The 21,848-nt window shown below is 65.8% G+C and carries 35 protein-coding genes and 1 pseudogene; 13 read left to right on the top strand and 23 right to left on the bottom strand.

All coding sequences use genetic code 11. The features are described 5' to 3' along the window. The 17 genes and pseudogenes from ACFPOB_RS17985 to ACFPOB_RS17905 form a co-directional block, all read right to left on the bottom strand. Positions 1-245, bottom strand: a pseudogene (locus ACFPOB_RS17985) (hypothetical protein); the annotation flags it as partial. Then, positions 242-571: a LexA family protein gene (locus tag ACFPOB_RS17980; protein ID WP_377799778.1), complete on the bottom strand. Its 330-nt coding sequence runs from the start codon at positions 569-571 to the stop codon at positions 242-244. The gene ACFPOB_RS17980 and the pseudogene ACFPOB_RS17985, both read right to left, overlap by 4 nt. Then, positions 568-981: an ASCH domain-containing protein gene (locus tag ACFPOB_RS17975; RefSeq protein ID WP_377799777.1), complete on the bottom strand. Its 414-nt coding sequence runs from the start codon at positions 979-981 to the stop codon at positions 568-570. The genes ACFPOB_RS17980 and ACFPOB_RS17975 overlap by 4 nt, the downstream gene beginning before the upstream one ends. Next, a complete protein-coding gene (locus ACFPOB_RS17970) occupies positions 981-1,289 on the bottom strand; it encodes a hypothetical protein (protein WP_377799776.1) in 309 nt (102 codons plus the stop codon). Before ACFPOB_RS17970 ends, ACFPOB_RS17975 begins: the two co-directional genes overlap by 1 nt. After that, positions 1,286-1,495: a hypothetical protein gene (locus ACFPOB_RS17965; protein WP_377799775.1), complete on the bottom strand. Its 210-nt coding sequence runs from the start codon at positions 1,493-1,495 to the stop codon at positions 1,286-1,288. Before ACFPOB_RS17965 ends, ACFPOB_RS17970 begins: the two co-directional genes overlap by 4 nt. Further along, positions 1,492-2,148 (bottom strand): hypothetical protein, encoded by a 657-nt coding sequence (locus tag ACFPOB_RS17960; protein WP_377799774.1) that lies wholly within the window; start codon positions 2,146-2,148, stop codon positions 1,492-1,494. The genes ACFPOB_RS17965 and ACFPOB_RS17960 overlap by 4 nt, the downstream gene beginning before the upstream one ends. Further along, positions 2,145-2,414 carry a hypothetical protein gene (locus tag ACFPOB_RS17955; RefSeq protein ID WP_377799773.1) on the bottom strand — a complete coding sequence of 90 codons (270 nt, stop codon included), beginning with the start codon at positions 2,412-2,414 and terminating at the stop codon, positions 2,145-2,147. Before ACFPOB_RS17955 ends, ACFPOB_RS17960 begins: the two co-directional genes overlap by 4 nt. A gap of 1 nt (position 2,415) precedes the next feature. After that, entirely contained in the window at positions 2,416-2,715 is a 300-nt protein-coding gene (locus tag ACFPOB_RS17950; RefSeq protein WP_377799772.1) for a hypothetical protein, read from the bottom strand. A gap of 11 nt (positions 2,716-2,726) precedes the next feature. Continuing rightward, on the bottom strand, positions 2,727-3,383 hold the full coding sequence (locus tag ACFPOB_RS17945) for a DUF3164 family protein (protein WP_377799771.1): 657 nt from the start codon (positions 3,381-3,383) through the stop codon (positions 2,727-2,729). Next, positions 3,376-3,870, bottom strand: coding sequence for a helix-turn-helix domain-containing protein (locus ACFPOB_RS17940; protein WP_377799770.1), 495 nt, complete (start codon positions 3,868-3,870; stop codon positions 3,376-3,378). Before ACFPOB_RS17940 ends, ACFPOB_RS17945 begins: the two co-directional genes overlap by 8 nt. After that, positions 3,867-4,280 carry a hypothetical protein gene (locus ACFPOB_RS17935; RefSeq protein WP_377799769.1) on the bottom strand — a complete coding sequence of 138 codons (414 nt, stop codon included), beginning with the start codon at positions 4,278-4,280 and terminating at the stop codon, positions 3,867-3,869. Before ACFPOB_RS17935 ends, ACFPOB_RS17940 begins: the two co-directional genes overlap by 4 nt. Before the next feature lie 3 nt (positions 4,281-4,283). Further along, positions 4,284-4,520: a hypothetical protein gene (locus tag ACFPOB_RS17930; RefSeq protein ID WP_377799768.1), complete on the bottom strand. Its 237-nt coding sequence runs from the start codon at positions 4,518-4,520 to the stop codon at positions 4,284-4,286. Next, positions 4,520-4,894 carry a transcriptional regulator gene (locus tag ACFPOB_RS17925; RefSeq protein WP_377799767.1) on the bottom strand — a complete coding sequence of 125 codons (375 nt, stop codon included), beginning with the start codon at positions 4,892-4,894 and terminating at the stop codon, positions 4,520-4,522. The genes ACFPOB_RS17930 and ACFPOB_RS17925 overlap by 1 nt, the downstream gene beginning before the upstream one ends. Next, the gene (locus tag ACFPOB_RS17920) at positions 4,891-5,493 is read right to left on the bottom strand and encodes a hypothetical protein (protein ID WP_377799766.1); all 603 of its coding nucleotides are present in this window, start codon (positions 5,491-5,493) and stop codon (positions 4,891-4,893) included. The genes ACFPOB_RS17925 and ACFPOB_RS17920 overlap by 4 nt, the downstream gene beginning before the upstream one ends. Then, positions 5,493-6,257 carry an AAA family ATPase gene (locus ACFPOB_RS17915; protein WP_377799765.1) on the bottom strand — a complete coding sequence of 255 codons (765 nt, stop codon included), beginning with the start codon at positions 6,255-6,257 and terminating at the stop codon, positions 5,493-5,495. The genes ACFPOB_RS17920 and ACFPOB_RS17915 overlap by 1 nt, the downstream gene beginning before the upstream one ends. A gap of 59 nt (positions 6,258-6,316) precedes the next feature. Then, entirely contained in the window at positions 6,317-8,488 is a 2,172-nt protein-coding gene (locus tag ACFPOB_RS17910; protein WP_377799764.1) for a transposase, read from the bottom strand. Further along, on the bottom strand, positions 8,485-8,919 hold the full coding sequence (locus ACFPOB_RS17905) for a hypothetical protein (protein ID WP_377799763.1): 435 nt from the start codon (positions 8,917-8,919) through the stop codon (positions 8,485-8,487). The genes ACFPOB_RS17910 and ACFPOB_RS17905 overlap by 4 nt, the downstream gene beginning before the upstream one ends. A gap of 108 nt (positions 8,920-9,027) precedes the next feature. Between ACFPOB_RS17905 and ACFPOB_RS17900 the strand changes: the two genes are divergently transcribed. Continuing rightward, positions 9,028-9,288: a hypothetical protein gene (locus tag ACFPOB_RS17900; protein ID WP_377799762.1), complete on the top strand. Its 261-nt coding sequence runs from the start codon at positions 9,028-9,030 to the stop codon at positions 9,286-9,288. Here the strand turns inward: ACFPOB_RS17900 and ACFPOB_RS17895 are convergent. From ACFPOB_RS17895 to ACFPOB_RS17885, 3 genes are read right to left on the bottom strand one after another with little or no spacing between them, the layout of a single operon-like run. After that, complete coding sequence (locus ACFPOB_RS17895) at positions 9,235-9,486, bottom strand: hypothetical protein (RefSeq protein WP_377799761.1); 252 nt, start codon at positions 9,484-9,486, stop codon at positions 9,235-9,237. The genes ACFPOB_RS17900 and ACFPOB_RS17895 overlap by 54 nt on opposite strands. Continuing rightward, positions 9,483-10,352 carry a ParB/RepB/Spo0J family partition protein gene (locus ACFPOB_RS17890; RefSeq protein WP_377799760.1) on the bottom strand — a complete coding sequence of 290 codons (870 nt, stop codon included), beginning with the start codon at positions 10,350-10,352 and terminating at the stop codon, positions 9,483-9,485. The genes ACFPOB_RS17895 and ACFPOB_RS17890 overlap by 4 nt, the downstream gene beginning before the upstream one ends. Further along, the gene (locus tag ACFPOB_RS17885) at positions 10,352-10,600 is read right to left on the bottom strand and encodes a helix-turn-helix domain-containing protein (RefSeq protein WP_377799759.1); all 249 of its coding nucleotides are present in this window, start codon (positions 10,598-10,600) and stop codon (positions 10,352-10,354) included. Before ACFPOB_RS17885 ends, ACFPOB_RS17890 begins: the two co-directional genes overlap by 1 nt. 107 nt (positions 10,601-10,707) lie before the next feature. Between ACFPOB_RS17885 and ACFPOB_RS17880 the strand changes: the two genes are divergently transcribed. After that, positions 10,708-11,409, top strand: coding sequence for a S24 family peptidase (locus ACFPOB_RS17880; protein WP_377799758.1), 702 nt, complete (start codon positions 10,708-10,710; stop codon positions 11,407-11,409). Further along, positions 11,406-11,834, top strand: coding sequence for a hypothetical protein (locus tag ACFPOB_RS17875; RefSeq protein WP_377799757.1), 429 nt, complete (start codon positions 11,406-11,408; stop codon positions 11,832-11,834). The genes ACFPOB_RS17880 and ACFPOB_RS17875 overlap by 4 nt, the downstream gene beginning before the upstream one ends. A 55-nt stretch (positions 11,835-11,889) precedes the next feature. Here the strand turns inward: ACFPOB_RS17875 and ACFPOB_RS17870 are convergent, their stop codons facing one another. Further along, complete coding sequence (locus ACFPOB_RS17870; protein WP_377799756.1) at positions 11,890-12,225, bottom strand: hypothetical protein; 336 nt, start codon at positions 12,223-12,225, stop codon at positions 11,890-11,892. A gap of 129 nt (positions 12,226-12,354) precedes the next feature. Here ACFPOB_RS17870 and ACFPOB_RS17865 point away from each other — a divergent pair, with 129 nt between their 5' ends. The 8 genes from ACFPOB_RS17865 to ACFPOB_RS17830 all read left to right on the top strand — a co-directional run bounded on the left by ACFPOB_RS17865 (position 12,355) and on the right by ACFPOB_RS17830 (position 18,503). Beyond that, positions 12,355-12,489 carry a hypothetical protein gene (locus ACFPOB_RS17865; protein WP_377799755.1) on the top strand — a complete coding sequence of 45 codons (135 nt, stop codon included), beginning with the start codon at positions 12,355-12,357 and terminating at the stop codon, positions 12,487-12,489. Further along, positions 12,474-12,737 (top strand): hypothetical protein, encoded by a 264-nt coding sequence (locus ACFPOB_RS17860; RefSeq protein WP_377799754.1) that lies wholly within the window; start codon positions 12,474-12,476, stop codon positions 12,735-12,737. The genes ACFPOB_RS17865 and ACFPOB_RS17860 overlap by 16 nt, the downstream gene beginning before the upstream one ends. 469 nt (positions 12,738-13,206) lie before the next feature. Further along, on the top strand, positions 13,207-14,385 hold the full coding sequence (locus ACFPOB_RS17855) for a phosphoserine transaminase (RefSeq protein ID WP_377799753.1): 1,179 nt from the start codon (positions 13,207-13,209) through the stop codon (positions 14,383-14,385). A 226-nt stretch (positions 14,386-14,611) separates the two neighbouring features. Continuing rightward, the gene (gene serA, locus ACFPOB_RS17850) at positions 14,612-16,201 is read left to right on the top strand and encodes a phosphoglycerate dehydrogenase (protein WP_377799752.1); all 1,590 of its coding nucleotides are present in this window, start codon (positions 14,612-14,614) and stop codon (positions 16,199-16,201) included. A gap of 159 nt (positions 16,202-16,360) precedes the next feature. Then, on the top strand, positions 16,361-17,371 hold the full coding sequence (gene bla / locus ACFPOB_RS17845; protein WP_377799751.1) for a class A beta-lactamase: 1,011 nt from the start codon (positions 16,361-16,363) through the stop codon (positions 17,369-17,371). A gap of 214 nt (positions 17,372-17,585) precedes the next feature. Further along, a complete protein-coding gene (locus ACFPOB_RS17840; RefSeq protein ID WP_091836184.1) occupies positions 17,586-17,795 on the top strand; it encodes a cold-shock protein in 210 nt (69 codons plus the stop codon). A 151-nt stretch (positions 17,796-17,946) separates the two neighbouring features. Then, positions 17,947-18,213: a 30S ribosomal protein S21 gene (gene rpsU / locus ACFPOB_RS17835; RefSeq protein ID WP_377799750.1), complete on the top strand. Its 267-nt coding sequence runs from the start codon at positions 17,947-17,949 to the stop codon at positions 18,211-18,213. A gap of 23 nt (positions 18,214-18,236) precedes the next feature. Next, a complete protein-coding gene (locus ACFPOB_RS17830) occupies positions 18,237-18,503 on the top strand; it encodes a hypothetical protein (RefSeq protein WP_092162659.1) in 267 nt (88 codons plus the stop codon). Between the two features lie 21 nt (positions 18,504-18,524). Here ACFPOB_RS17830 and ACFPOB_RS17825 read toward each other — a convergent pair whose 3' ends face one another. Further along, complete coding sequence (locus ACFPOB_RS17825; RefSeq protein WP_377799749.1) at positions 18,525-19,430, bottom strand: DMT family transporter; 906 nt, start codon at positions 19,428-19,430, stop codon at positions 18,525-18,527. Positions 19,431-19,543: 113 nt separating this feature from the next. Between ACFPOB_RS17825 and ACFPOB_RS17820 the strand changes: the two genes are divergently transcribed. After that, entirely contained in the window at positions 19,544-20,425 is an 882-nt protein-coding gene (locus ACFPOB_RS17820) for a type 1 glutamine amidotransferase (protein ID WP_377799748.1), read from the top strand. A gap of 73 nt (positions 20,426-20,498) precedes the next feature. On the opposite strand, the gene ACFPOB_RS17815 is transcribed toward ACFPOB_RS17820, so the two are convergent. Further along, on the bottom strand, positions 20,499-21,104 hold the full coding sequence (locus tag ACFPOB_RS17815; RefSeq protein ID WP_377799747.1) for an NAD(P)H-dependent oxidoreductase: 606 nt from the start codon (positions 21,102-21,104) through the stop codon (positions 20,499-20,501). A 77-nt stretch (positions 21,105-21,181) separates the two neighbouring features. Here ACFPOB_RS17815 and ACFPOB_RS17810 point away from each other — a divergent pair, with 77 nt between their 5' ends. Further along, entirely contained in the window at positions 21,182-21,790 is a 609-nt protein-coding gene (locus tag ACFPOB_RS17810; RefSeq protein ID WP_377799746.1) for a TetR/AcrR family transcriptional regulator, read from the top strand. Positions 21,791-21,848 lie beyond the last annotated feature (58 nt).

The following is a 21,848-nucleotide window of genomic DNA, read 5'->3' as shown; positions in this document are numbered from 1 at the left end:
GCCGGCGACAGAGGCTGATCTGCTGATCGATCATGGGGTGCGTGGCCCAGATCCAGTAGAGGGCATCGCCGCGGCCGAGGTCGGCGATCGGGAAGGCCGCACTGCTCGATGGACAGCGTTTTGTAGTGCGCCTCCGGTGCCTTTTGCTTTTTGCCGGCCTCGCTCCACGCCTCGAAGCGCCATGGGAAGTCCACCATGACGAAGTCGAACGACATCGGAGTGAGGTCGCCAAAGCGCCAGGTCATCGCCGCACCTGCCGCTCGAGGAACTCCTCGACCGCCTGGGCGACGAGCTGGTCGCGGCTCTTGCCGGTGATGCGCGCAAGCAAGGCGAGCCCGGCCTCCATGGGCTTCGTCATGCCATCCTCGACCAAGGCGATCGAGCGCTCGCGATTGCGGATCATCCGGATATGCCCGCGCTCCGCCAGCGCATGGACCATGCGATGCGCGTTGCTCTTGACGATGCAGAGATGGCCCGCGATCTCCTCGTATGACGGCGCGACTGCGCCGGCCTTGAGGCGCTTGCGAATGAAGGCCAGGCAGTCGGCTTGGCGTGGCGTCAGGCCCATCATCGCGCCGGCTCCCAGCGGATCAGCACGCCCATGAAGGCCATCTCCGGGTCGGAGGCCTGCGGATGCTCGGCCTGCCAGAAGGCCTGCAGGTCCGCCCAGTGCAGGAAGCCGTCCTGGCGGGCGAAGTCATCGAGCATCGCCGTGATGCCGAAGGACTCGCCGGTATCCGTGAAGCGGACATAGCCGCGAGCGATGAAGAGCTCGAGCGGGCGCACTTCGACGCAGACGGGATCCGCGATGATCTTGCGGCAGTGCTTCGTTCGCATGCCCTGGTAGAGCTGCAGCGGCTCACCCGGCCGGGCATGGCGCTTGCGGGGCGCCCGGATGGTCTGGCGCTTGACGATGCCGGTGGCGGGATGCCCGCCGGCGATCGCCTGGGCGAAGCGCTTCTGGAAGGAGTAGGCGACCATCAGGGCTGCCCTTCCTCACCGGCCGGCTTCACCGCCTTGCTGTCGAGCAGCTCGGCAACCTCGGTCATGTGGTCCCAGAGCAGCTTCCGGCGCTCGGCCGGGATCTCCAGCAGCTTGCGGACCTCGGGCTCGTGCGACTGGAGCCATTCGAGCGTGCGCGCTGCCGCGCCGAGGCGCTGCATGTCGTATTCTGCCTCGCGCGGAGGGCGGAGCTCCCGCAGCGTGCCGCCGCCCATGATCGTGCGCTGGCGCGTCTCGGCGAAGCGCACGGCCTCGATCTGCTGGCGCAGCGAGATCTTCTCGGTCATTGGCCGGCGCTCCCGAACAGGCCATCTCGCTGCGCCTGCTCGCGCAAGTGCGTGGCGATCGCCTTCATCAGGGCGATCTCCTCGTCCGCTTTGGCTTGGCTCATGCGGTTGATCTGCACCTGATGGGCGTAAACACGCTCGCGGAAGCGGACTTCGCGCTCGGCAGCCGTCGCGAGCTGATCGAAGGAGAAGCGGGAGGCGGTCATGTCGGCACCTCAAAGAGTTCGCGTTGAAAGGGGCTGAGGCCGTCGAGGTCGCCCCACTGTTCGGCCATGGCGGCGGCGATGCCGGGGAAGAAGCGGGAGCGCTCGCGGGCGCGATCAAGGCCACGTTGGCCCCAGCCGGTATGACGATGCACGCGCGCCTCGCGGCCGGGCACGATCAGCGTGGGCGCCAGTGGCGGCAGGTTTTTCAGCCAGAAGCAGGTGCGCTTCACCTCGCCATGGCCGAACTGCCAGGGCTGCACGCTCTGGGCCGGCTCGCGATAGTTCGCAATCCTCGCCTTGGCATGGCGATGCATCACCGGGTTCTCGACGCAGATGCGCTCGATCGGCGCATTCCAGAAGGCGGAGAACAGCTCGGCGCCGTCGTCGAGGTCGCGCCACATGTCATCGAGCGTGCGGCCCGCGGGCGGCACCGAGAGCCAGCGGACGCCGCTGTTGCACAGCCGGGTGCAAGGCGGATGTGCGACGATCAGCAGGTCCCAGCGGTCATCCAGCAGATCGCGGGCATCGCCAACATAATGGCGATTGCTCCCGTCATCCGCCGGGACAAGATCGCACGACCAGGCATCGTGTCCGCGGGCGGCGAAGGCCCGCCGGACGATACCGGAGCGCTCGCAGGCGATGAGCGCCCTCATCCGAAGATCTCCGTCAACTCCGGCTGCTGGTCGAGCGCCGGCGGGGCGCGGCGGCTGGTGAAGTCGCTGCCGATCCTGATCTCCGGCGCGCGGTCGTAGACGCGCAGGCGGTGCTCGGCGCAGTAGGAGGTCGGCAGGGAGGCCGCAGCGCCGCAGACACGGCGACCGCCGAAGATGTCGCGCGGCTCGCCGCGAGCGGCTGGAGCGCCGTCGCAGACGATCCAGCGGCACTGACCTTCACGGGCGCGGGAGAGGAGGACGGTCATGTCAGCCGGCCTCGGCGAAGATCGAGATGCGCCGGGTGCGCGGTAGGCGGACATTTGCCCGCTTACGGTCCAGAATGCGCTTAAAGCGCTCATAGGCCGCCAGGGCCGCGTCATCGTCCTCGGCCTCGGGAATACCGGGCACGAGCAGCGTCTTGCCGTCATAGGCATGCCGAGCCAAGGGCTCGACGCGGCGACGAACCGAGCGTTCGCTACCCTGATCGACAGGCAAAGCGCCTTCCGGGATCCGGCGGCCGAATTCGATGACGCCGCCACGCCAGCAATATGCGCGAAAAGGTGCCACGCCTGCCTCCCTCACGCCGCCGCTAGGTCGATCGTGACCGTCTCGAAGCGATCTTGCGGGCGCCGGCGCCGGTAAAAGCGCACGTACTCTTTCGTGCCAGTGATCCGGATCGCGTCGCGGATCGCCGTCATGGCTCGGGTCCAGCGCTCTTCGACGATATCGAGCTTGAGCAGCAGGAACAGGTTGGCCTGGTTGATCTGGCCTTCCTTCTCGACCGAGAAGGCGCTGGTGACGATGGCTTTGATCTCGGGGCGGGCGTCGGCTCCCCATTCGAGCAAGCATTCGTCGATCAACGACTTCGCCTGCTGCAACTGCGGCCCGAATTCGATCAGGTTGGCGATCTGGACCTTGACCTGCATCAGGCCGTCGACCGTCTGAAAGGTGACGTTGCCCTTCTCGCCGCCGGCGCGGGCGCCATACTCCTGCTCGAGCAGCTGCTGGAAGCCGTTGAGATCGGCGAAGGTATGTTCCTTGAAGCGGGCGACCTGGGCCGAGAGATCGAGCGCGAAGGCCATGACTTTGCGCACCATCTCGTCTTCGAGCTTGTCGGCCGGCTTCACCAGCTCGACCGGGACGAGGCGGCCCTTCGCGTCGCGCATGTGCGGATGCCCACCGACATCGACGATGCCGCTGGCGATGGAGGACAGGGCAGGCGTGGTCTCAGACATCGACGGTCTCCTGGGTTGAAGGCTGGGAAGGGTCGCCATGGGCCTGGTCGACGATGAGCCGGGACATGGCGATGATCTCGAACGTCGAGACGCGGACGGCCTCGCGTTCCGGAGCCGCGAGGACGCGGCGCGCGGCGGCGATCGGGTCGGCCGTTTCGGCAAGGCGCAGCATGCCGGCACCTTCGAGCGCCAGCAGCGTCGCCAGGAGAGCATCGGTCGAAGCCCGGAAATCCGGGCTTGACGCGCGCAACTCCTCGGCCCGTCGCTGGCCGGCGACGATTGTCGCGTGATCGCGGTTGCCGGACAGGCGGCCGATGGTGCCGGGCCCCAGCTCGGTCATCTTCTCGACCAGCCACCAGCAGGCGTATCGGGCCTGGGCGCGCTCGCTTGTGGTTCGGCCTTCCGCCATCATCTCTCGACGCGACAGTCCCGAGACCGCGCTGACCGCCTCGACGATGATGTCGAAGGTGACGTGGCGCTCGCTCATGCCGCGTGGCCTCCGTCGTCGCGGCCGGCCGGGCGCGGGGCGCGCGGGAAGCTGACGACGTTGCTGTCGCCGATCGCAATGGCCAGGGCGGCAAGGCCGGGACGCGCGACATGGACCGGCCTGCCACCGTCCAGCTGGCGCTGGATCTCGGCTTGCTGCGCCCTCAGCGCCTGCTGCAGCGAGGGCGAGGCGGCCGCGCTGGCAACGACGTCGAGATCGCGGGCGATCGCCTCCATCTCGTCGGCGTCGGCCGCGCGCTTCTCGAGGCGCTCAGCCTTTTCGGCGAGAAGGCACAGCGACACCGTGAGATCGCGGCAGGCATCGATCGTCGGCCGCTGATGGGAGGCGACATAGGTCCGGAACAGGTCGCGCAGCTCGCGCAGATCGGCCGAGAGAGGCGTTGCCTGCATGGCTCAGCCCTCCCGGCCCGGCAGGGTCGGCGCCCGGCCCAGATTGCGGCCGTGGCGCTCGGCCTCGTCGCGTTCCAGGCCGGCGAAGGCGAAGCAGCCGACCAGGCTGATGGCGACGCCGGAGAGCAGGAAGAAGGCATAGACCTCGGTCTGCTTGACGATATGGAACATCGCCCCGGCCATGAAGCCGCCGAGCGGAACGAAGGTGAGAAAAGCGAGCTTGGCTCCGGCGCGGATCATCAGGCGGCATCCTTCTGCTGGCGGTTGAGGCAGGTCTTGCAGGCGTGGAAAAGCCGGGCGCTGGCGGAGTTGTTCGAGGAGAAGGGCTTGGCCTGGTTGCGCAGGCATTGATCGCGGCGCAGCTCGCCGAGCTCGGGGCAGTCGACCGTCTCGCCCATCAGCGACCCGCGGATGGTGACGAAGACCTTGGCGACATCGCCGGGGTACTTCTTCGCCAGCACATGGCTGATGACGGCATCGGAGTAGCCGAGACGGCGGGCCACGGCGCGCGAGGTCTGCGCCTTGCAGGCCTGTGCGAGCGCCAGTACTTCGGGCGGCATCGCCTCGCCCCACGCGATGCGGGCGCGAGCGACCTGATCGGGCTTGGCGCTCATGCCGCCCTCGCGGCTGCTAGGCGGGTGTTAAGGTTAACCACCTGCATCAGGTTGAGATCGAAGCAGGCGCTCTCCGGCCGCATCACAATCGGAGCGCGGGGGCCGGTGTTGCGGACAAGCCGATAGATCAGCGTCTGCTTGCGCTCCGGGGCGCTGCCGGCAATCGCGAGATAGCCGGCCCGAAGGAGGTCGGCGACATAGCCCGAGGCGGTCTCGCGGGCGATGACGCAAGTATCGGTCGAGGCCGCCTCGGCAAGAACCGAGGCCCGAAACTGGCTCAGCGAGCGCATCGCCGTCCAGAGCGCCTGCTGGCGCTGACCAAGACTGCTGTCGCCGCGACGCAGCGGCGGAGCCTCGCCGTGGTTGATGATGCGATAGCGATGCGTCGCGGCGGCGCCGCGCTGATCGCTGCCGGTGATCCGGACGACCTTCTCGGCCAGCAGGAAGGCGAGATAGTTCTCGATCGTCTTGCGGTGGCCGACGCCGGCGATATCGACCACCACGCGCGAGGTGAAATCACCGTAATGCGTCTGCAGGCCGGTCATGATCCGCCAATAGGCCAGCCGCCCGGCCTCGGGATTGGGCACGGTCGAGGCCATCAGCCGAACCTCCGCACGCGCGGCGGATGCTTGCCGTTGATGAAGTCAGGCAAGCCGCCGCCGGCGACGAGCCCGGGCAAGCCGCGTTCCGCCGAGAACTGGCGGGCGAGGTTGAGATTGGAGACGACGATGCGAGCCCGGCCTTCGGAGGCGCGCCGGATGGTCTCCAGTACCTCGTCATCGACAACGACGCCGGCGCGCTGGGCGAGCTTGCGGCAATCTTCCAGGTCGACCGGCTGCGCCGGCACCCAGGAGATAACGCGGCCGTACACCCGCTCGACCCGGCTCAACTTGTCCGGCAGGGCCTCCTCGCCGACGAAGATGAAGGGCGCTTTCGACTTGTCGGCGATCTCGCGCAGGTTCTCGATCATGCCACGGTCGACGAGCTTGTCCGCCTCGTCGACGAAGATCGGCGGATGGTCCGGCTGAGAAAGCAGCTCGATCGCCTGCCGGGTCAGCTCCGAGAGCGTGCCCTTCGGCTTCAGCACCCCGAGCTCGAACAGGATGTTCGAGACCAGGTCCTTCTTGGTCCAGCTCACGCCGATTTCGAGATGGGCGCCGCCGGTCTTGATCTGGGCGAAGCGGGTCGCCTCGGTCTTGCCGTAGCCGGAATAACCGTAGAAGCAGCCGAAGACATCGTCATCGGGGCTGCGGTCGCGCATAGTCTGCACGAGCCCCATCATGGCGATGACGTTCTTGAGCAGGGCCGGCGGGCGCCGGCCGATGGGAATGTCGGGTCTGATTTCAGCAGTGTGAGCGTTCATCGTTCCATCCTGATTTCGTCGAGCGGCCCTGCTTTCGGGGCCTTTTTTGTCGGCTCGGCTCACCGCAACGCCGCGTCGCCGTATTCTTGGTAGAGAGGGTCGAGGGACTTCTTGGCCGAGCTGCCCGCGAAACTGCCGTAGAAGGCGGCCTCGTCCGGCGTGATCGGTTCGGCCGCTTCAAGCCGCGCATGCAGCGCCAGCCATTTCCGATAGAGCTGCTGCGGCGTTTCTTGCTGACGCAGGCGCCGGACATTCGACGGGCGCTGAGTGGGTGCGGGGGTCTCCGCAGCTTCGAGCTCCGCCTGGATGCGGTTTTCGGCCTCGGTGAGCGGCCGAGCCTTCGGCGCGTCGCCGCGGCGCATGGCTGCGACCTCCATGCCAGCGTCCAGGGCTGGCGTGCTATGGGACTCGGCGCGCTGCGGGAAGGCGACCAGATTGCCGGCCAGTGCCGCCGCGCGCTGGTGACGCAGGTCGAGCACGGTGCGCTCGGTCACGCTGCGCTTGGCGGCGCGAACCTCTTTCATCTTCTCGTCGATGGCGCGCTTCTGCAGGGCGCGCGTCTCGGCGACCAGCGCGGCCCGATCAACACCTTCGCGATCGGAGTTGATGCCGCGCGCCAGCAGGCGATCACTCTCGGGGTCGAACAGCCAGATCACGCCCGCGTCGTGCGGATCGAGCCGGACGAAGACCCGTTCGCCGACGATCAGGCCTGGCGCCAGATAGTGGTACTGGCCGATCTGCACGCCCTTCTTGCCGACGGTGCGGATGCCTTCCTTGTCCGGCGCCTGCATAAGCAGCGTCGCGAGCGCGTCGGGGTCGACGGTCCGGATCGTGCGCGTCGAGGCGGCCGCACGGGCGAAGGGCGTCATCTTGCCGATGCCGCGATGCTCGCGCATGGCGTAGAGCCGCTCCGCCCAGGCGTCGCATTCGGCCTGCAGCTCGGCGCCGGTCATTGTGACGCTGAAGGCGTCGTTCTGCTGCTGGCCGAGCCGCTGGGCGAAGGCCTTGCGGCCTTCGATCCGCTTTCGGTCGGCGACGCTGTGACCGATGAAACCGGGTAGCGTGCGGGAGCAATCGGTCTGGAAGGTGCGGATATGCCGCTCCACATAGCCCTTCTGGTGCGGCGAGAAGGCATCCGAGCGGATAGCCTCGATCTGGAGCTTGTCGAAGAGGCGCACGGTCGCTCTGGCGACGAAATCCGAGCCGTTATCGGTCTTCACGGCATCCGGCAGGCCCCAAACGAGGATCGCCTTGCGCATCAGCAGCTGCACGGCCTCGGAGCGCGGCGTCTTCGAGATGTAGAGGATCAGCCGGCGCGACCAGACGTCGATGCAGACATAGATCGAGTGGCGGCCGTCGACGCAGAGCGCGTCGACCGGCGAGGCGTCTATCTGCCAGAGGGCATTGAGATGCGGCGCCATGTAATCGTAGGAGCCGGAGACGCGCATTCTCGACCTGAACGCGTCCGGATCGGTCATCTGCAGGAGTCCGGCGGCGTATTCCTCGCGCCAGGCGTTGAAGCGGATCTCGAAGGCGCGCTGCCCGGGAAGTTTCTGGCCGATGGCCGCCAATTGCGGGCCGAACTTGCCGTCCACCGCCTCATAGAGCTGCCGGGCAGTATAGAGGTCGTTGTAGCTGTAGAGCGCCAGCGTGAAGTGCTTGATCTCGCCGTCAAAGGCGCTGTCGAGCACGCCCTGCCCACGCCTTGCCGCGCCCTTGTCGACCGCCAGGCGCTCGCTCTCGCCCTCCCGGGACAGTGACAGCCAGCGCAGCACCGTGCGTGTCGCGAGGCGCGGAAGCAGCTGCGTCGTCCAGGTCGGAACGTCGATCTTTCCAAGGTTGTAGAGGTCGACGAAATAGCTGATCGCGACCGTCTGCTTCATCTCGGATGCGCGGATGAAGGCTTTCAGCGCGGCGAGCACGGCAAGCCGCCCGTCGAGCTGCAGCGTGGCCCTGCCGGTCGTGCCCGGCGCGGGCTCGGGCGCCGCCTGGATCGCCTCGCCAGCTGTCGGCGCGGGAGCCTCTGCACCGAAATAGGCGATACGCGCCCCGACCGGCAGCAGGTTGACGTGATATTCGAGCCCACCGCCGCGGCCGGCTCGCTGACGGCACAGCGCCGAGAAGCGCGCCCAGTCCTCGCGCTCGGCGAGCATTCGGACGCCGCGATCAGTCGCCGGCAGGCCGGGGAGCGTCAGTTCCGCGATCTCGGAGGAGGTCAGCCAGAGCTTCAACGGCGGCTCTCCCTCGCCAGGCTGTCGAGCTTCATCCAGTAGCGGTTCAGCGACGATCGGCTGGGTGCGCGCTCGATCCCAAAGCGCTTCCGGCACAGCGCTACAGCCTGATCGATTTCCAGTAGGCGATGGAGACGGGTGACCAAATCCCGGACTTCGCCATCCTGCCACCAGGACGGTCTACGTCCATGACTGAGGACAGGTGCAGCTTGGGCGACGGGCCCATTGGCCGCAGCCGCGGCTTCTTCATTCAGTCGAATGATGAGCTGGCGGGCTTCGCCGCGCAGCTCGAACATGCTACGGCGCGCCTCCTCGATCGCACCGGCTGCTGGGGGCGCAGAGCCGCGTGGAACCGGTTTTGTCGCTTGATCCATCATCAGGCTGACGGACAGGAAGCGCACCAAGAAGTCGCCGACCTGGTCGGGTTTCATGCCGTACCTCCACGGCTGCGACGCGCGGCGGGACCGGGGGGATTGACCCCGCCGCGCGTGCTTCCGCCATGATGGGAGACACGACTCACCCCATCGGAGGAAACCGGAATGACGAAGACGCCTGAAGAGACCGCCGCCGGCATACTCGCTGGAAATGCCAGGATGATCGCGAAAGGCGGTGCCTTGATGTGGGCCAACGTGCTCGCACACGCGGTACTCAAGGTCGCCGAGAGCGGCAAGGACACCAGCGTCGACAACCTGATCCATCGCATCGGGATGGATGCCGATGGCCGCGACGAACTGACGAAGGCAGGCTCAAACGAGGCCATCTCGCGCCTCCGTGAGGCGGTCGCGAAAGGTATCCGCTAACAATACGATGACGCCCGTGAGCTCGCCGCCCTCGGAAACAGCCTGAAGGATCGCTTCGACGAGCAGAAGCTCTGCCGCGCAGCCGGTGAGATCTTCGGCTTCGATCCATGCGAAGAACCGCTCGAGCCCTCCGGCCTCGAAGAGACTGAGCGCGACATCTAGGCGAGCCTTCAGAATTTCGGGAGCGAGCGCGTTCATGCCGCACCGCCCTTCTTGGCGCGGGCGGGCTTGGCCGGCAGGGTCAGCGCTGCAATGCGGCTGGCGACCATGGCGGAGAGCGCCTGCAGGTCGGCGAGCGACATGCGCGGCAGCATCGGCTCGATCTTCGCAAGGAGGCGTTCCTCCTCGCGGACGGCGCCGCCCTCCGGCACCATGCCGGAGGTGACCCTGGCCTTTGCCAGATTGGAGGCGCGGCCTTCGGAGATCTCGCGGGCGAGCTTGACCTGTTGATCGGGCGGCAGAGCGGCCAGCTCTTTGAGATGCGTGCCGTTATCTGCGAGGGCAGTTCCGCGGATGAGAGCAATCGCATCCGGCGACAGCGCGACGGCGAGCCGCACCGCCTTCTGAACTGTGCTCTCGGAGAGGCCGATCCGTTTGGCGGCATCCTTGGAGAAGCGCGACCAAGTCGTAAAGTTTACGACTTGATCCTTGAGGGCCTTCGGACGCTTCCCGCCATGCTTCGTTTCAGGATGGAGCGCCTCATAGATGCGCTTGCGCTCCGCGAGGGAAACGGCGCGGTCGATCTCGCTGAGTTCATTGCGGATCAGATTCTCGTCAATCTCGATCAGGCGCGCTTCAGCCTCGGAAGGATTGACCCAGATCGCAGCGATCTCCGGCCAGCCGAGCAGGGCCGCGGCTTCGAGACGATGGGCGCCCGCGACCAAGGTCAGCCCATTGGCCCCATCCGTTCGCGGCCGCACGACGATAGGCTGTTGCTGCCCAACCTCATTCATTGACGCTGCCAGCGCCTCGACCCGAGCAGGATCCGTCGGTCGAAGCCGCTTGGAAGCGTCGATCGCCGCGATCTCAGCAAGGAAAAGCGGGCTTCCTGGTGCGCTAGTCATCAGGCTGCCCTCTTGGCGCGGATCAGCCCGGTGCGATTGCCGGCCTCGTCGTAGAACTGGGGCCAAATCTCCTGCCGCGGCACACCCAATGCTGCAGAAATGAGGGTATGCACCCTTGGAGATGGTCGCTCCATGCCGCCATACACGGTGAAACGGCTAATCCCAGCTTTCTCTGCAAGCTGCGCAGCGGTCGTCCCCCGCTCTCTGAGCGCGAAAATGATCGCCTGCTTGGTCCAATTGCTCGCCATAGGTGTCCTGTCTCGCAAGGCCGGATTTGGTGTGTTAACCACACATGTAGACGGCACTTGTGATGTTATCATCGGATATGAGAGGCGATGTCAACTCAATTTCGACGATGACGCGGAAAAAGGCATCGAAAGCGATGGATGACCGCGCGGAAATGGCGGCCAGAATTGACGACGCGATCAAGCGGCGGTTCAAAACTCGGGAGGCTGCGGTGCCGGTGGTCGGGATCCCGCTACCTTCGCTCGACCGCTACTGCCGCGGAGAATCGGACGTGCCCGCAACTCGACTTGGGCAGATCGCGCGCGGTTGCGGAGTTACGAGCGATTTCCTCATTTTTGGGGAGGTGAATCCATCAATTCCGATGGCGCTGGCCTCGGCAGATCATGATGTCGACGGCGATGTGGTCTTCATCCCACTGCTCGACGTCGTTGCTAGCGCCGGTCCGGGCATTGAGAACCCTTTTCCTGACACGATAGACCATCTGCCGTTCCCAAAGCGCTGGCTCGACGAGCTGGGGGTGCCCGAGCTTTCGGCACGCCTCCTCGAGCTGGGCGGCGACAGCATGGAGCCGACGATCCGCGACCGTTCGATTTGCCTGCTGGACATCCGGTTTCAGACGCCACGTGTGGAGGGCATCTACGCGCTGATCGACGGCAGGGATGTCCGCATCAAGCGGATTGGACGCGGGTGGGAAGGCAAGATCGTGCTGATCAGCGACAATGAGCGCTATGAATCGGAAACGCTGGCGGGACCGGATGCGGAAGCGCTGCGGATCGCGGGAAAAATCGTCTGGGCTGGAGGGAAGCTATGAAATTGGTGCCATTCATTCGCGAGAATGCTGCGATGCGAGCCTTCTACGGGCTGGTTTTCTGTATGTGCTGGGCCGCCGCGCTGCCGGCGAATGCGCAAGGCAGCTATACAGACGCTCAAATCAAGCTCGCCGGCCAGATCGGCGCCGTAATGGGTTTGGTCGAGCGTTGTGGGACAGCAAAAATGCCGAGCGCAGCAATTCTGCGGACTATGAAAGCCGAGGGGCTGCAAGAGACCGACATGACCACTGACACCGCTTTTAAGGCGAGAGTGGTTAAGCAGATCGAGACTGTAAAGATTATGGATGGCGTCGCTGCCAACGCCGGCAAATCCGAGCGCGAGAGACGTAAGAGCGCGTGCTCACAACTGACTGAGATGTACGGGCCTGAGGGCACGGTTCGCGCCGGCTTGGCAACGCCGCGCTGAACGCGCTCATCAGCGAGAAGTGAGAAAACGGCGGCCTCTCGGCCGCCGCCAAGCTTCAAGCCACTTTCAAATCGCGCTCATCCAGATCGAGACGCTCGAAATCGGCGTCATCCTCGTCACGCAGCCCATCGACCTCGGCCGGCAATTTGCCGTGCCTGGCGATGATGACGGCATCCTCCCAGTCGCCGGTGGCCGGGCTGCCGGTGCGATAGAAGGCGACCACGCCGGCCCTCAACGGCTTGTAGCGCTCGACCAGGCGCATGGCGTGGCCGCGATCGCTGGCGGGCATCGGATCGTCGGCGGAAATGCCGTTGCGCCCCGCGACCCGGTAGGTTTGGACGACGTAGTACGTCAGATTCTCGACGGTCTCCTGCTTCTTTCTGTTACGCATGAGCACTCTCCTGATCGCCCAGGTCTCAGCCGCCCAGGCTGGCTCAATCAAAGCGCGCATATGAGAACAGAACAAGAACATTTTTGACAGTTTCTGTCAGCTGTGGAATCCATGGATAACGGTCGAGCGATGCGCGAACCCGAAGAGCAGGATTGGAATGCAGAGGCGCGTCAGAGAAGCGTCCGCTTTTTGCTCTGGCTCGTGATCGCCGGTCTTTCAGGGGTTCTTGTCGGGCTGCTCGTCAAGCGATGGCTGATTATGTGACAGTGCACGATGCAATGGCCGACGGGCACGAGCGGCTCGAGGTCAGATGCGCGACCTGCAGGGTCACCCATCATATCCCTTGGCGGTTGATGCGCGGCGTTCTCAACGGCGATCGCCTCGACGAGCTGCACAAGCGCCTGGTTTGCAAGAAGTGCGGCGGACGCCCGGCGCCGGAGGATGTGTGCATTCCCGAGCCGGTGAAGTTCCCCGGCGGCCCGCTGTGCGGGCCGGGCACGAGCGGAAGCTGAACTACTGATTCCGCTTCCGAGTTAGAGAATGGGCATGATGCCCGTTCTTTGGTTATAGGCCATTGGATTTGCTCGATTTTTTGGAACTCGGAAGCGGCTTGTGTTAAGAGCGTCTTTTGTTCCGAGTTCTGGCAGGCACCAAGACGAGTTTTCAAGCACTTAGCGGCAGGCCAGATTTCTGGCTTTCTGGCTTTCTGGATTTCCGGCCCTGAAATCGACGAACAATCAAATGGCAATGAATGCCTCACCGGCCGCCACCTATGCCGCTCCTAAGGTCTTGATTTCAAAGGTCACGTCCCACGACATCCCGCGTCGTCCAGGATCGTCCCGCCTCCCTACGCCATTGCCATGTGATTGTTCGTTTCACAAGACACACCCCGCTTGACTCCCCTCCCCCTCCCATCCTACGCCCATCGACGGGACACGCCGCCCCAACGCGGCGCGCCCATCTGCAAGGATGGAGACATCGATGGCGAATACGATTCCGGCAGCGCGCCCGCGCGTGCCGCATTTCTCGTCCGGCCCCTGCGCCAAGCGCCCCGGCTGGACCCTCAAAGCCCTCAGTGACGCGGCGCTCGGCCGCTCGCATCGCGCCAAGATCGGCAAGGACAAGCTCAAGCTCGCGATCGACCTGACCCGCGAGGTGCTGCAGGTCCCGGCCGATTATCGCATCGGCATCGTGCCGGCCTCCGACACCGGCGCCGTCGAGATGGCGATGTGGAGTTTGTTGGGCGCCCGCGGCGTCGACATGGTCGCCTGGGAAAGCTTCGGCGAGGGCTGGGTCACCGATGTCGCCAAGCAGCTCAAGCTGGCGGATGTCCGCACCTTCACCGCCCCCTATGGCGAACTGCCGAACCTCAGGAAGGTCGACACCAGGAATCGCGACGTCGTCTTCACCTGGAACGGCACCACTTCGGGCGTGCGCGTCGCCGATGCCAGCTGGATCGCCGATGACCGCGAAGGCCTGACGATCTGCGACGCCACCTCGGCCGCCTTCGCCCAGCGCCTCGATTGGCCCAAGCTCGATGTCGTCACCTTCTCCTGGCAGAAGGTGCTCGGCGGCGAGGCCGCGCATGGCATGATCGTGCTCTCGCCCCGCGCGGTCGAGCGGCTGCTCACCTACAAGCCGGCCTGGCCGCTGCCGAAGATCTTCCGCATGACCTCGGGCGGCAAGCTCTCCGAGGGCATTTTTGCCGGCGAGACGATCAACACGCCGTCCATGCTCGCGGTCGAGGATTATCTCGATGCGCTCGCCTGGGCGAAGAAGGTCGGCGGGCTCGACGGCCTCGTGAAGCGCGCCGACGGCAATGCCCGCGTCATCGCCAAGTTCGTGCGCGAGAACGACTGGATCGACTTCCTCGCGGTCAAGCCGAAGACGCGCTCGAACACCTCGGTGTGCCTGAAGTTCACCGACCCGGCGGTGACGGCGCTGCCGGCCGATGCGCAGGCGGCCTTCGCCAAGCAGGTCGTCTCGATCATCGAGAAGGCCGGCGCCGGCTACGATCTTGGCCATTACCGCGACGCCCCTCCCGGCCTGCGCATCTGGTGCGGCGCGACCGTGCAGAGCCGCGACCTCAAGGCGCTGCTGCCGTGGATCGCGTATGCCTTCAACGAGGCGAAGGCCTCGCTCGGCAAGAAGGCGGCCTAAGGCGCTTTGCCCTGTCATTCCGGGGCGCGGGCTTTCGCCCGCGTCTTCGGAGCTTTTGCTTGGCCTTCAACCGTCATTGCGAGGAGCGGAGCGACGAAGCAATCCAGGAAGACGTAGCGCTCTTCCGCCCCTGGATTGCTTCGCTTCGCTCGCAATGACGACGTAGCCACCCGCCCCCTTTTCACGCGCGCGATCCGCCCCGCGGCGCGCAGCCGGAGCCATCCCCATGCCCGCACCCAAAGTCCTGATTTCCGACGCCCTATCCCCCGCCGCCGTCCAGATCTTCAAGGATCGCGGCATCGACGTGACCTTCGATCCGAACCTCGGCAAGGACAAGGACAAGCTCGCCGCGATCATCGGCGACTATGACGGCCTCGCCATCCGCTCGGCGACCAAGGCGACCGCCAAGCTGCTGGAGCAGGCCAAGAACCTCAAGGTGATCGGCCGCGCCGGCATCGGCGTCGACAATGTCGAGATCCCCGCCGCGACCAGCCGCGGCGTGATCGTGATGAACACGCCCTTCGGCAACTCGATCACCACCGCCGAGCACGCCATCGCGATGATGTTCGCGCTCGCCCGGCAGATCCCGTCGGCGGATGCGTCGACCCAGGCCGGGAAGTGGGAGAAGAACCGCTTCATGGGCGTCGAGATCACGGCCAAGACGCTCGGCCTGATCGGCTGCGGCAATATCGGCTCGATCGTCGCCGAGCGCGGCATCGGCCTTCGGATGCGCGTCATCGCCTTCGACCCCTATCTCTCGCCGGAGCGGGCGGTGCAGCTGGGCGTCGAGAAGGTCGAGCTGGAAGACCTGCTGAAGCGCGCCGACTTCATCACCTTGCATGTGCCGATGACCGAGAAGACGAAGAACATCCTCTCGGCCGAGAACCTCGCCAAGACCAAGAAGGGCGTGCGCATCATCAACTGCGCCCGCGGCGGGCTGGTCGACGAGGCCGCGCTGGCGGAGCTGATCAAGTCCGGCCATGTCGCCGGCGCCGCCTTCGACGTCTTCTCCCAGGAGCCGGCCGAGCAGAACCCGCTCTTCGGCCTCGACAACGTCGTCTGCACCCCGCATCTGGGCGCCTCGACCAATGAGGCGCAGGAGAACGTCGCGCTGCAGGTCGCCGAGCAGATGAGCGACTACCTCTTGAAGGGCGCGATCACCAATGCGGTGAACTTCCCGTCGATCTCGGCGGAAGAGGCGCCGCGGATCAAGCCCTTCGTCGATCTCGCCGAGAAGCTCGGCTCCTTCCTCGGCCAGCTCACCGAGGCGCCGGTCAAGGGCATCCGCATCGAGTACGAGGGCGCGGTCGCGAGCCTGAACCTGAAGGCGATCTCGGCCGCAGCGATCACCGGCGTGCTGCGCCCCTTCCTGCCCGAGATCAACATGGTCAACTCGGCCATGGTCGCAAAGGAGAAGGGCATCGTCGTCGAGGAATTGACCCGCGAGGTCGCCGGCAATCTCGAAAGCGTCATCCGCATCGTGGTCGAGGCCGAGGACATGCCGCGCCATGCCTCGGGCACGGTCTTCCATGACGGCAAGCCGCGCATCATCGAGATCCGCGACATCCAGGTCGACGCCGAGTTCGCGCCGCACATGCTCTATGTCCGCAATGCCGACAAGCCGGGCTTCATCGGCCAGTTCGGTTCGCTGCTCGGCGCCGCCGGCGTCAACGTCGCGACCTTCAATCTCGGCCGCGACAAGCCGGGCGGCGACGCGATCTGCTATGTCGCCGTCGACGAGCCGGTCTCGGACGAATTGCTCGCCAAGATCCACGAGATCCCGATGGTCAAGCGGGCGAGAAGGCTGAAGTTCTGAAGCCTTTCGTCATTGCGAGCACAGCGAAGCAATCCAGGCGGCAGAGCTCTACGCACCCCTGGATTGCTTCGTCGCTTTGCTCCTCGCAATGACGGCACGAGGCAGCCCTACCCGCGCCGCAATCACCCTCCCCTGTGGCGCCACCACAGGGGATTTTTCATGCCGACCCGCCGCGCCTTCGCTTACGCCTGCACCACTGCCCTCGCCGTCCTCGCCGCCTCCCCCGCCTTCGCCGACTGGGACAAGGCCAAGCTCGACAGCGGCATCAAGACCATCGAGCAGAGCACGAAGGGCCGCCTCGGCGTCGGCCTGATCGACCTCAAGGATCGCAAGAGCTGGTCCTATCGCGGGGGCGAGCCATTCCCGCTGCAGAGCGTGTTCAAGCTGCCGCTCGCGATCGGCGTGCTGCAGGCGGTCGAGGCGGGCAAGCTGAAGCTCGACCAGAAGATCACCGTCACCCGCAACGATCTCTCGCTCTATCACAGCCCGCTCGCCAAGGCCTTCAAGGGCGAGCGCAACGAGTATCCGCTGCGCGAGCTTCTGGCCCGCTCGACGGCCGAGAGCGACAACACCGCCGCCGACCTCTTGCTGCGGCTGATAGGCGGCCCACAGGCGCTGACGGCGATCCTGAAGGATGGCGGCGTCACCGGCATCTCGATCGACCGCTATGAGCGCGTCTTTCAGCCCGAGATTCTCGGCCTGCCCGGCTACGCTTGGGACCGGCAGATCGACACCGCCAAGTTCTACGCCGCGATCAAGGCGATCCCTGCTGCCGAGCGCAAGAAGCGCCTCGCGGCGACATTGACCGACAAGCGCGACGCCGCCTCGCCCGAGGCCTCGATCGCCTTCCTCGAAGGCCTCGCCAAGGGCACCTGGCTGCGCGAGCCCGCGAACGCCGCGCTGCTCGACAAGATGATGCTGGAAGCAAAGACCGGCCCGAACCGGATCAAGGCCGGGCTGCCGGCCGGGGCGCGCTTCGCCCACAAGACCGGCCTTGGTCCGAGCGCCGACGGGCTCAACCACGCCACCAACGACATCGGCATCGTCACCTTGCCGGACGGCCGCCGCTTTGCCATCGCGGTCTATCTCGCCGGCGCGCAGGTCGGCGAAAAGGAGCGCGAAGCCGCCCATGCCGCGGTGGCGCGCTTGGCGGTGGAGAGCCTGCGCTAGATTGCCCTTGCGCGGCAGCTTTTGCCGCAGCCGCCAGCAGTGCACGGCAAAGTTGCGTTGACAAATCGGGGACAAGCCCCCATTTGTGTTAGCTCGATCTAGGCCGAACGAATTGGCCCGCGCCTTTGTGCGCTTTGCTGACGACATTCTCCTCATCGAAACACGCATGGCGGTCGCCATGCGTGAACGATCACTTGCGACAAAGGGGCATGGCATGGCCAACGGCACCGTGAAATGGTTCAACGGCACCAAGGGTTTTGGCTTCATCCAGCCGGATGATGGCGGCCAGGACGTGTTCGTCCACATCAGCGCTGTCGAGCGCGCCGGTCTGCGCGATCTGCGCGACGGCCAGAAGATCTCGTACGAGCTCGTCCAGGACAAGCGTTCTGGCAAGATGTCGGCCGACAATCTGCGCGCCGAATGAGCTGATACGCTGTCCAGCGTGAGAGATCAGGGACAGGCGACCGCGGATGTACCGGCGCCAGGCCCACTCCAGGCAGGATAGCTGAGGAAGGGTCGGGATCAGCCCGGCCCTTTTTATTTCTAAGAGCTGGTTAGACCAGAAGGAAGTCCGAATGCAGGTTCTCGTCCGCGACAACAATGTCGAGCAAGCCATCCGCGTCCTGAAGAAGAAATTGCAGCGTGAAGGCGTGTTTCGCGAGATGAAGCGGCGTTCTGCTTATGAGAAGCCTTCGGAGAGGCGCGTCCGCGAGAAGGCAGACGCCATCCGCCGTGCCCGCAAGCTCGCCCGCAAGCAGGCGCAGCGCGAGGGCCTGATCGCCGCGCCCAAGCCGAAGCCGCGTCCGGCCCGGCCGCCGCGTCCGGCAGCCGTCGCGTCCTGATACTGATCAGAGGAGCCGCTGCCATGGCAACAAAAGGACTGACCGCCGAGCAGGCCAAGCTGCGCGCGGAACGGAACTTCGCCAAGACCGAGCAGCGACGGCAGGATGCCGAGAACGCCATGGAGGCGGTGCAGGCCGAGAGGCGTGCCGTCGCCGAGAAGACCGCGAGGTTGCGCGCGTTACGGCTCGCCAAGGAGGCGGCGGACGCTGAAGCCGCCGCCCAAGCGGCGAAGAACGCACCGGTCAAGGTGCCCAAAGCTCGTCGCGCCAAAGTGGCGGCAGCCAAGTAGCGGGTGCCCTGGGCGGGAACCTCAAATCTTCCGCTCGGCGATCCAGATGCCGCCCAGCACCAGAGCGAGCGCGAGGCCATGATAGAGCGCGATCTGCTCGCCAAGGATTGCGACGGCGAGCACCGGCGCGAACACCGGCACCAGATTGACGAAGACGCCGGCGCGGCCGGGGCCGATCAGCTCGATCGCCCGCATGAAGAAAAGCTGCGACAGGATCGAGGGGCCGATCACCACATAGATCAGGATCAGCCAGCCCTTGAGTGTCGGCCAGAAGGCCTTGCCGCTGGCGATCTCGACGCCGAGCAGCGGCAATGAGACCAGGCAGGCGACGATCGCCATCGCCGTGAAGAAGATCAGCCCGGGCATCGCGGGGCGCGTGCGGATGCCGACCGTGTACCCCGCGTAGAAAATGCAGGCGATCATCATCCAGAGATCGCCCGGCACGAAGCTGAGTTGCGAGAGGACGTGCCAGTCGCCGCGGCTGGCCGTGACCAGGACGCCGACGATCGTCACGGCGACGCCGAGCGCCTGCAACCCGCCGATCGGCGTGCGGAAGGCGAAGAAGGCACCGAGCAGCACGAAGACCGGGATCGAGCCCTGCAGAATGCCGATATTGATCGCCGTTGTCGAATAGGCGGCGATGTACATCAGCGTGTTGAAAGCGGTGAAGCCGAAGGCGCCGAGCAGGACGACCTTGAGCCAATTCGCCTTCAGCGCCGGCCAGTGCTCGCGCAGGCCCTGCCGGAACATGTAGGGCATGACGGCGCAGACCAGCACCCAGCGCAGTGCCGTCAGCGTCATCGGCGCGATCTCGCCGACCGCGAGCCGGCTGGCGACGGCATTGCCGGCCCACAGCAGCGTGGTCAGCGTCAGCAGCAGATAGGCATTGGCCCAGGCTCGCTGTGGCAGGGAGGCAGACTGCTGCAAAACGCATGTCCCGAATGACGGCGGAGCGCTTGCATAGCCTTGCACGCAGCGCTTGTCCTATGAGAGGACGCGCAACACAGACCGTCGCCGGACGCAAACGTGCCGAGGAAGCCATGAACGTGTTCAGCCCCAAGCCGCTCCGGGTCCTCGTCGTCGACGGCTACAAGCGCGAGCAGCGCGAGGAATATGTCCGTGACTGGGGCGCGACCCCGTCCGAGGCCTACGCGGCGGAACTGCGCCGGATCGAGCCATCCTTGGTGACCGACATCTGCCTGCCTGCGGACGAAGGCGCCAATCTGCCCGACGGCGCCGGCCTGTCCTCCTATGACGGCATTGCGCTGACCGGCTCCTCCCTGCACATCGACAGTCCCGAGCCGGCGGTGACCCGGCAGATCGACTTGATGCGGGCTATCTACAAGAGCGGCACGCCCTGCTTCGGCTCGTGCTGGGGCATCCAGATCGGCGCCGTCGCAGCCGGCGGCACGGTCACGCTCAACCCGAACGGCCTCGAGATCGGCTTCGCCCGCCGGATCAGCCTGACCGAAGCCGGCGCGAACCATCCGCTCCTCGCAGGCCGCCCCGCCGCCTTCGACGCCCCGGCGATCCATTTCGACAGCATCGTCGCCCCGCCGAACGATGCCACCATCCTCGCTTCGAACGCGATGAGCCCGATCCAGGCGGCCGAGTTCCGCCAGGACGGCGGCAGCTTCTGGGGCGTGCAGTACCATCCGGAATTCTCGCTCAGCCTCGTCGCCACCATCCTGCGGCGGCACAGCAAGATCCTGATCGAGCGCGGCCTCCGCCGGGACGAGGCCGATATGAATGCCTGGCTCGCCGATCTCGACGCGCTCGACGCCGATCCCGCCCGTCGCGACCTCGCCTGGGCCCATGGCCTCGACGAGGAGGTGCTCGATCCGGTCAAGCGCGTGACGGAATTGCGCAACTTCCTGGAGATGCGGGTGAAGCCGCAGGCGAGCGTGCGTGGGCGGGCTTGAGTCGATCGCTCAACGAGATACGCGCGGGGAACCCCTGTCCCGGATGGGAGAAGGGTTCCCCGCGCCTTCGCCCTCAAGCAGCATCAGCTACCTTACTCGCCGCCCCCCGGAAAATCGTCCCGCCAAGCGCCCGCGCCGTGTCGAGGTGGTCGGACATCTCGGGCACCGGCACCAGGAACTCCGAGGTCACGACCGGCGCGCCGCAATAGCCGAAGATGCCATGGTCGATCTGCGTCTTCATCGCGCCGTAATAGCCGTGGCGGGCGAAGGTCCGCATGTCGGCGCCGGCGAGCGCGACGAGGTGTACCGGCAGGTGCTGCAGCTTCTTGATCGTCTTCATGTCCTCGAGTTCCTCATAGGCCCAGCCATTGGCGAAGACCCGGTCGATCCAGCCCTTCATCAGCGCCGGCATCGACCACCAGTAGATCGGATAGACCAGCACCAGCGCATCGGCCCGGTCGACCCTGGCCTGCTCGAAGGCGATGTCGGCGGGCGGAGCGATCTCGCGGCGATGGACGGCAAGATCGTTCAGCGAGAAGCGCGGATCGAAGCCTTCCTTGGCGAGGTCGGCGATCTCGACGCTATGGCCGGCGCCAGAAACGCCATCGGCCAGCGCCTGCGCCACGGCATGGCTGAGGGAGGCGGGGTCGGGATGGGCGACGACGACGAGGGCGTGCATGGGAAGTCTCCTACGGTGATTGCGGTCCATCGCGGATCGCTATATACTTTTCGTAAGTTACTTTTGGTACATAAGATATGTCAAGCCTCGATATCCAACGACCGCGCCGTCAGCGCCTGACGCGCGCGGATCGCCAGCGCCAGTTGATCGAGACCGCCTGGCGGATCGTCGGCGAGGAAGGAACGGATGCGCTGACGCTCGGCCGTCTCGCCGAGCGAGCCGGTGTCACCAAGCCGGTGGTCTACAGCCACTTCGTCACCCGCAGCGGCCTGCTGATCGCGCTCTATCGCGACTTCGATGGGCGCGAATATGCGATAATGAACGCTGCGATCGACGGCAGCGAAGCCACCCTAGCGGGCAAGGCCGGGGCGATCGCCTCGTCTTATGTCGATTGCGTCCTGACCCAGGGTCGAGAGATCCCCGGCGTCGTCGCGGCCCTGGCCGGCTCGCCCGAGCTCGCCGCGGTCAAGCGCGACTGCGACCTCATCTTCCTGGAGCGCTGCCGGGCCCTGCTCGCGCCCTTCGCCGAAGGCAGGACGATCCCAACCGCGTCCTTACGCGCCATGCTCGGCGCCGCGGAAGCGCTATCGCACGCCGCCGCGACCGGCGAGATCGGCGCCGACGAAGCGAAGCGGGAATTGTTCGAGACGATCACCGCCATGGTCGCGCGCAGCGCGAAGGGCTGATCGGGCCTCTACGGGCTTCCACCCACACCGCCAGCCCTGTAAACGCGCGGCAACTCCA

This window comes from Allobosea eneae (genome assembly GCF_042657265.1).
Lineage (GTDB): Bacteria > Pseudomonadota > Alphaproteobacteria > Rhizobiales > Beijerinckiaceae > Allobosea > Allobosea eneae.
Note: the sequence above shows the minus strand (reverse complement) of the source record. Positions and strands in the feature narration are given on the sequence as shown.

Bases quoted from the DNA above. Each gene is read 5' to 3' on its own strand.
- ACFPOB_RS17925 (WP_377799767.1), bottom strand. From the start codon at position 4,894: ATGAGCGCCAAGCCCGATCAGGTCGCTCGCGCCCGCATCGCGTGGGGC.
- ACFPOB_RS17955 (WP_377799773.1), bottom strand. From the start codon at position 2,414: ATGACCGTCCTCCTCTCCCGCGCCCGTGAAGGTCAGTGCCGCTGGATC.
- ACFPOB_RS17875 (WP_377799757.1), top strand. From the start codon at position 11,406: ATGAAATTGGTGCCATTCATTCGCGAGAATGCTGCGATGCGAGCCTTC.
- ACFPOB_RS17935 (WP_377799769.1), bottom strand. From the start codon at position 4,280: ATGCAGGCAACGCCTCTCTCGGCCGATCTGCGCGAGCTGCGCGACCTG.
- ACFPOB_RS17970 (WP_377799776.1), bottom strand. From the start codon at position 1,289: ATGACCGAGAAGATCTCGCTGCGCCAGCAGATCGAGGCCGTGCGCTTC.
- ACFPOB_RS17830 (WP_092162659.1), top strand. From the start codon at position 18,237: ATGGCAACAAAAGGACTGACCGCCGAGCAGGCCAAGCTGCGCGCGGAA.
- bla (WP_377799751.1), top strand. From the start codon at position 16,361: ATGCCGACCCGCCGCGCCTTCGCTTACGCCTGCACCACTGCCCTCGCC.
- ACFPOB_RS17980 (WP_377799778.1), bottom strand. From the start codon at position 571: ATGATGGGCCTGACGCCACGCCAAGCCGACTGCCTGGCCTTCATTCGC.
- ACFPOB_RS17860 (WP_377799754.1), top strand. From the start codon at position 12,474: ATGGCTGATTATGTGACAGTGCACGATGCAATGGCCGACGGGCACGAG.
- ACFPOB_RS17900 (WP_377799762.1), top strand. From the start codon at position 9,028: ATGACGAAGACGCCTGAAGAGACCGCCGCCGGCATACTCGCTGGAAAT.
- rpsU (WP_377799750.1), top strand. From the start codon at position 17,947: ATGCAGGTTCTCGTCCGCGACAACAATGTCGAGCAAGCCATCCGCGTC.
- ACFPOB_RS17915 (WP_377799765.1), bottom strand. From the start codon at position 6,257: ATGAACGCTCACACTGCTGAAATCAGACCCGACATTCCCATCGGCCGG.
- ACFPOB_RS17975 (WP_377799777.1), bottom strand. From the start codon at position 981: ATGGTCGCCTACTCCTTCCAGAAGCGCTTCGCCCAGGCGATCGCCGGC.
- ACFPOB_RS17960 (WP_377799774.1), bottom strand. From the start codon at position 2,148: ATGAGGGCGCTCATCGCCTGCGAGCGCTCCGGTATCGTCCGGCGGGCC.
- ACFPOB_RS17815 (WP_377799747.1), bottom strand. From the start codon at position 21,104: ATGCACGCCCTCGTCGTCGTCGCCCATCCCGACCCCGCCTCCCTCAGC.
- ACFPOB_RS17885 (WP_377799759.1), bottom strand. From the start codon at position 10,600: ATGGCGAGCAATTGGACCAAGCAGGCGATCATTTTCGCGCTCAGAGAG.
- ACFPOB_RS17840 (WP_091836184.1), top strand. From the start codon at position 17,586: ATGGCCAACGGCACCGTGAAATGGTTCAACGGCACCAAGGGTTTTGGC.
- serA (WP_377799752.1), top strand. From the start codon at position 14,612: ATGCCCGCACCCAAAGTCCTGATTTCCGACGCCCTATCCCCCGCCGCC.
- ACFPOB_RS17880 (WP_377799758.1), top strand. From the start codon at position 10,708: ATGACGCGGAAAAAGGCATCGAAAGCGATGGATGACCGCGCGGAAATG.
- ACFPOB_RS17895 (WP_377799761.1), bottom strand. From the start codon at position 9,486: ATGAACGCGCTCGCTCCCGAAATTCTGAAGGCTCGCCTAGATGTCGCG.
- ACFPOB_RS17870 (WP_377799756.1), bottom strand. From the start codon at position 12,225: ATGCGTAACAGAAAGAAGCAGGAGACCGTCGAGAATCTGACGTACTAC.
- ACFPOB_RS17820 (WP_377799748.1), top strand. From the start codon at position 19,544: ATGAACGTGTTCAGCCCCAAGCCGCTCCGGGTCCTCGTCGTCGACGGC.
- ACFPOB_RS17965 (WP_377799775.1), bottom strand. From the start codon at position 1,495: ATGACCGCCTCCCGCTTCTCCTTCGATCAGCTCGCGACGGCTGCCGAG.
- ACFPOB_RS17905 (WP_377799763.1), bottom strand. From the start codon at position 8,919: ATGAAACCCGACCAGGTCGGCGACTTCTTGGTGCGCTTCCTGTCCGTC.
- ACFPOB_RS17940 (WP_377799770.1), bottom strand. From the start codon at position 3,870: ATGAGCGAGCGCCACGTCACCTTCGACATCATCGTCGAGGCGGTCAGC.
- ACFPOB_RS17920 (WP_377799766.1), bottom strand. From the start codon at position 5,493: ATGGCCTCGACCGTGCCCAATCCCGAGGCCGGGCGGCTGGCCTATTGG.
- ACFPOB_RS17865 (WP_377799755.1), top strand. From the start codon at position 12,355: ATGCGCGAACCCGAAGAGCAGGATTGGAATGCAGAGGCGCGTCAGAGA.
- ACFPOB_RS17855 (WP_377799753.1), top strand. From the start codon at position 13,207: ATGGCGAATACGATTCCGGCAGCGCGCCCGCGCGTGCCGCATTTCTCG.
- ACFPOB_RS17945 (WP_377799771.1), bottom strand. From the start codon at position 3,383: ATGTCTGAGACCACGCCTGCCCTGTCCTCCATCGCCAGCGGCATCGTC.
- ACFPOB_RS17930 (WP_377799768.1), bottom strand. From the start codon at position 4,520: ATGATCCGCGCCGGAGCCAAGCTCGCTTTTCTCACCTTCGTTCCGCTC.
- ACFPOB_RS17890 (WP_377799760.1), bottom strand. From the start codon at position 10,352: ATGACTAGCGCACCAGGAAGCCCGCTTTTCCTTGCTGAGATCGCGGCG.
- ACFPOB_RS17810 (WP_377799746.1), top strand. From the start codon at position 21,182: ATGTCAAGCCTCGATATCCAACGACCGCGCCGTCAGCGCCTGACGCGC.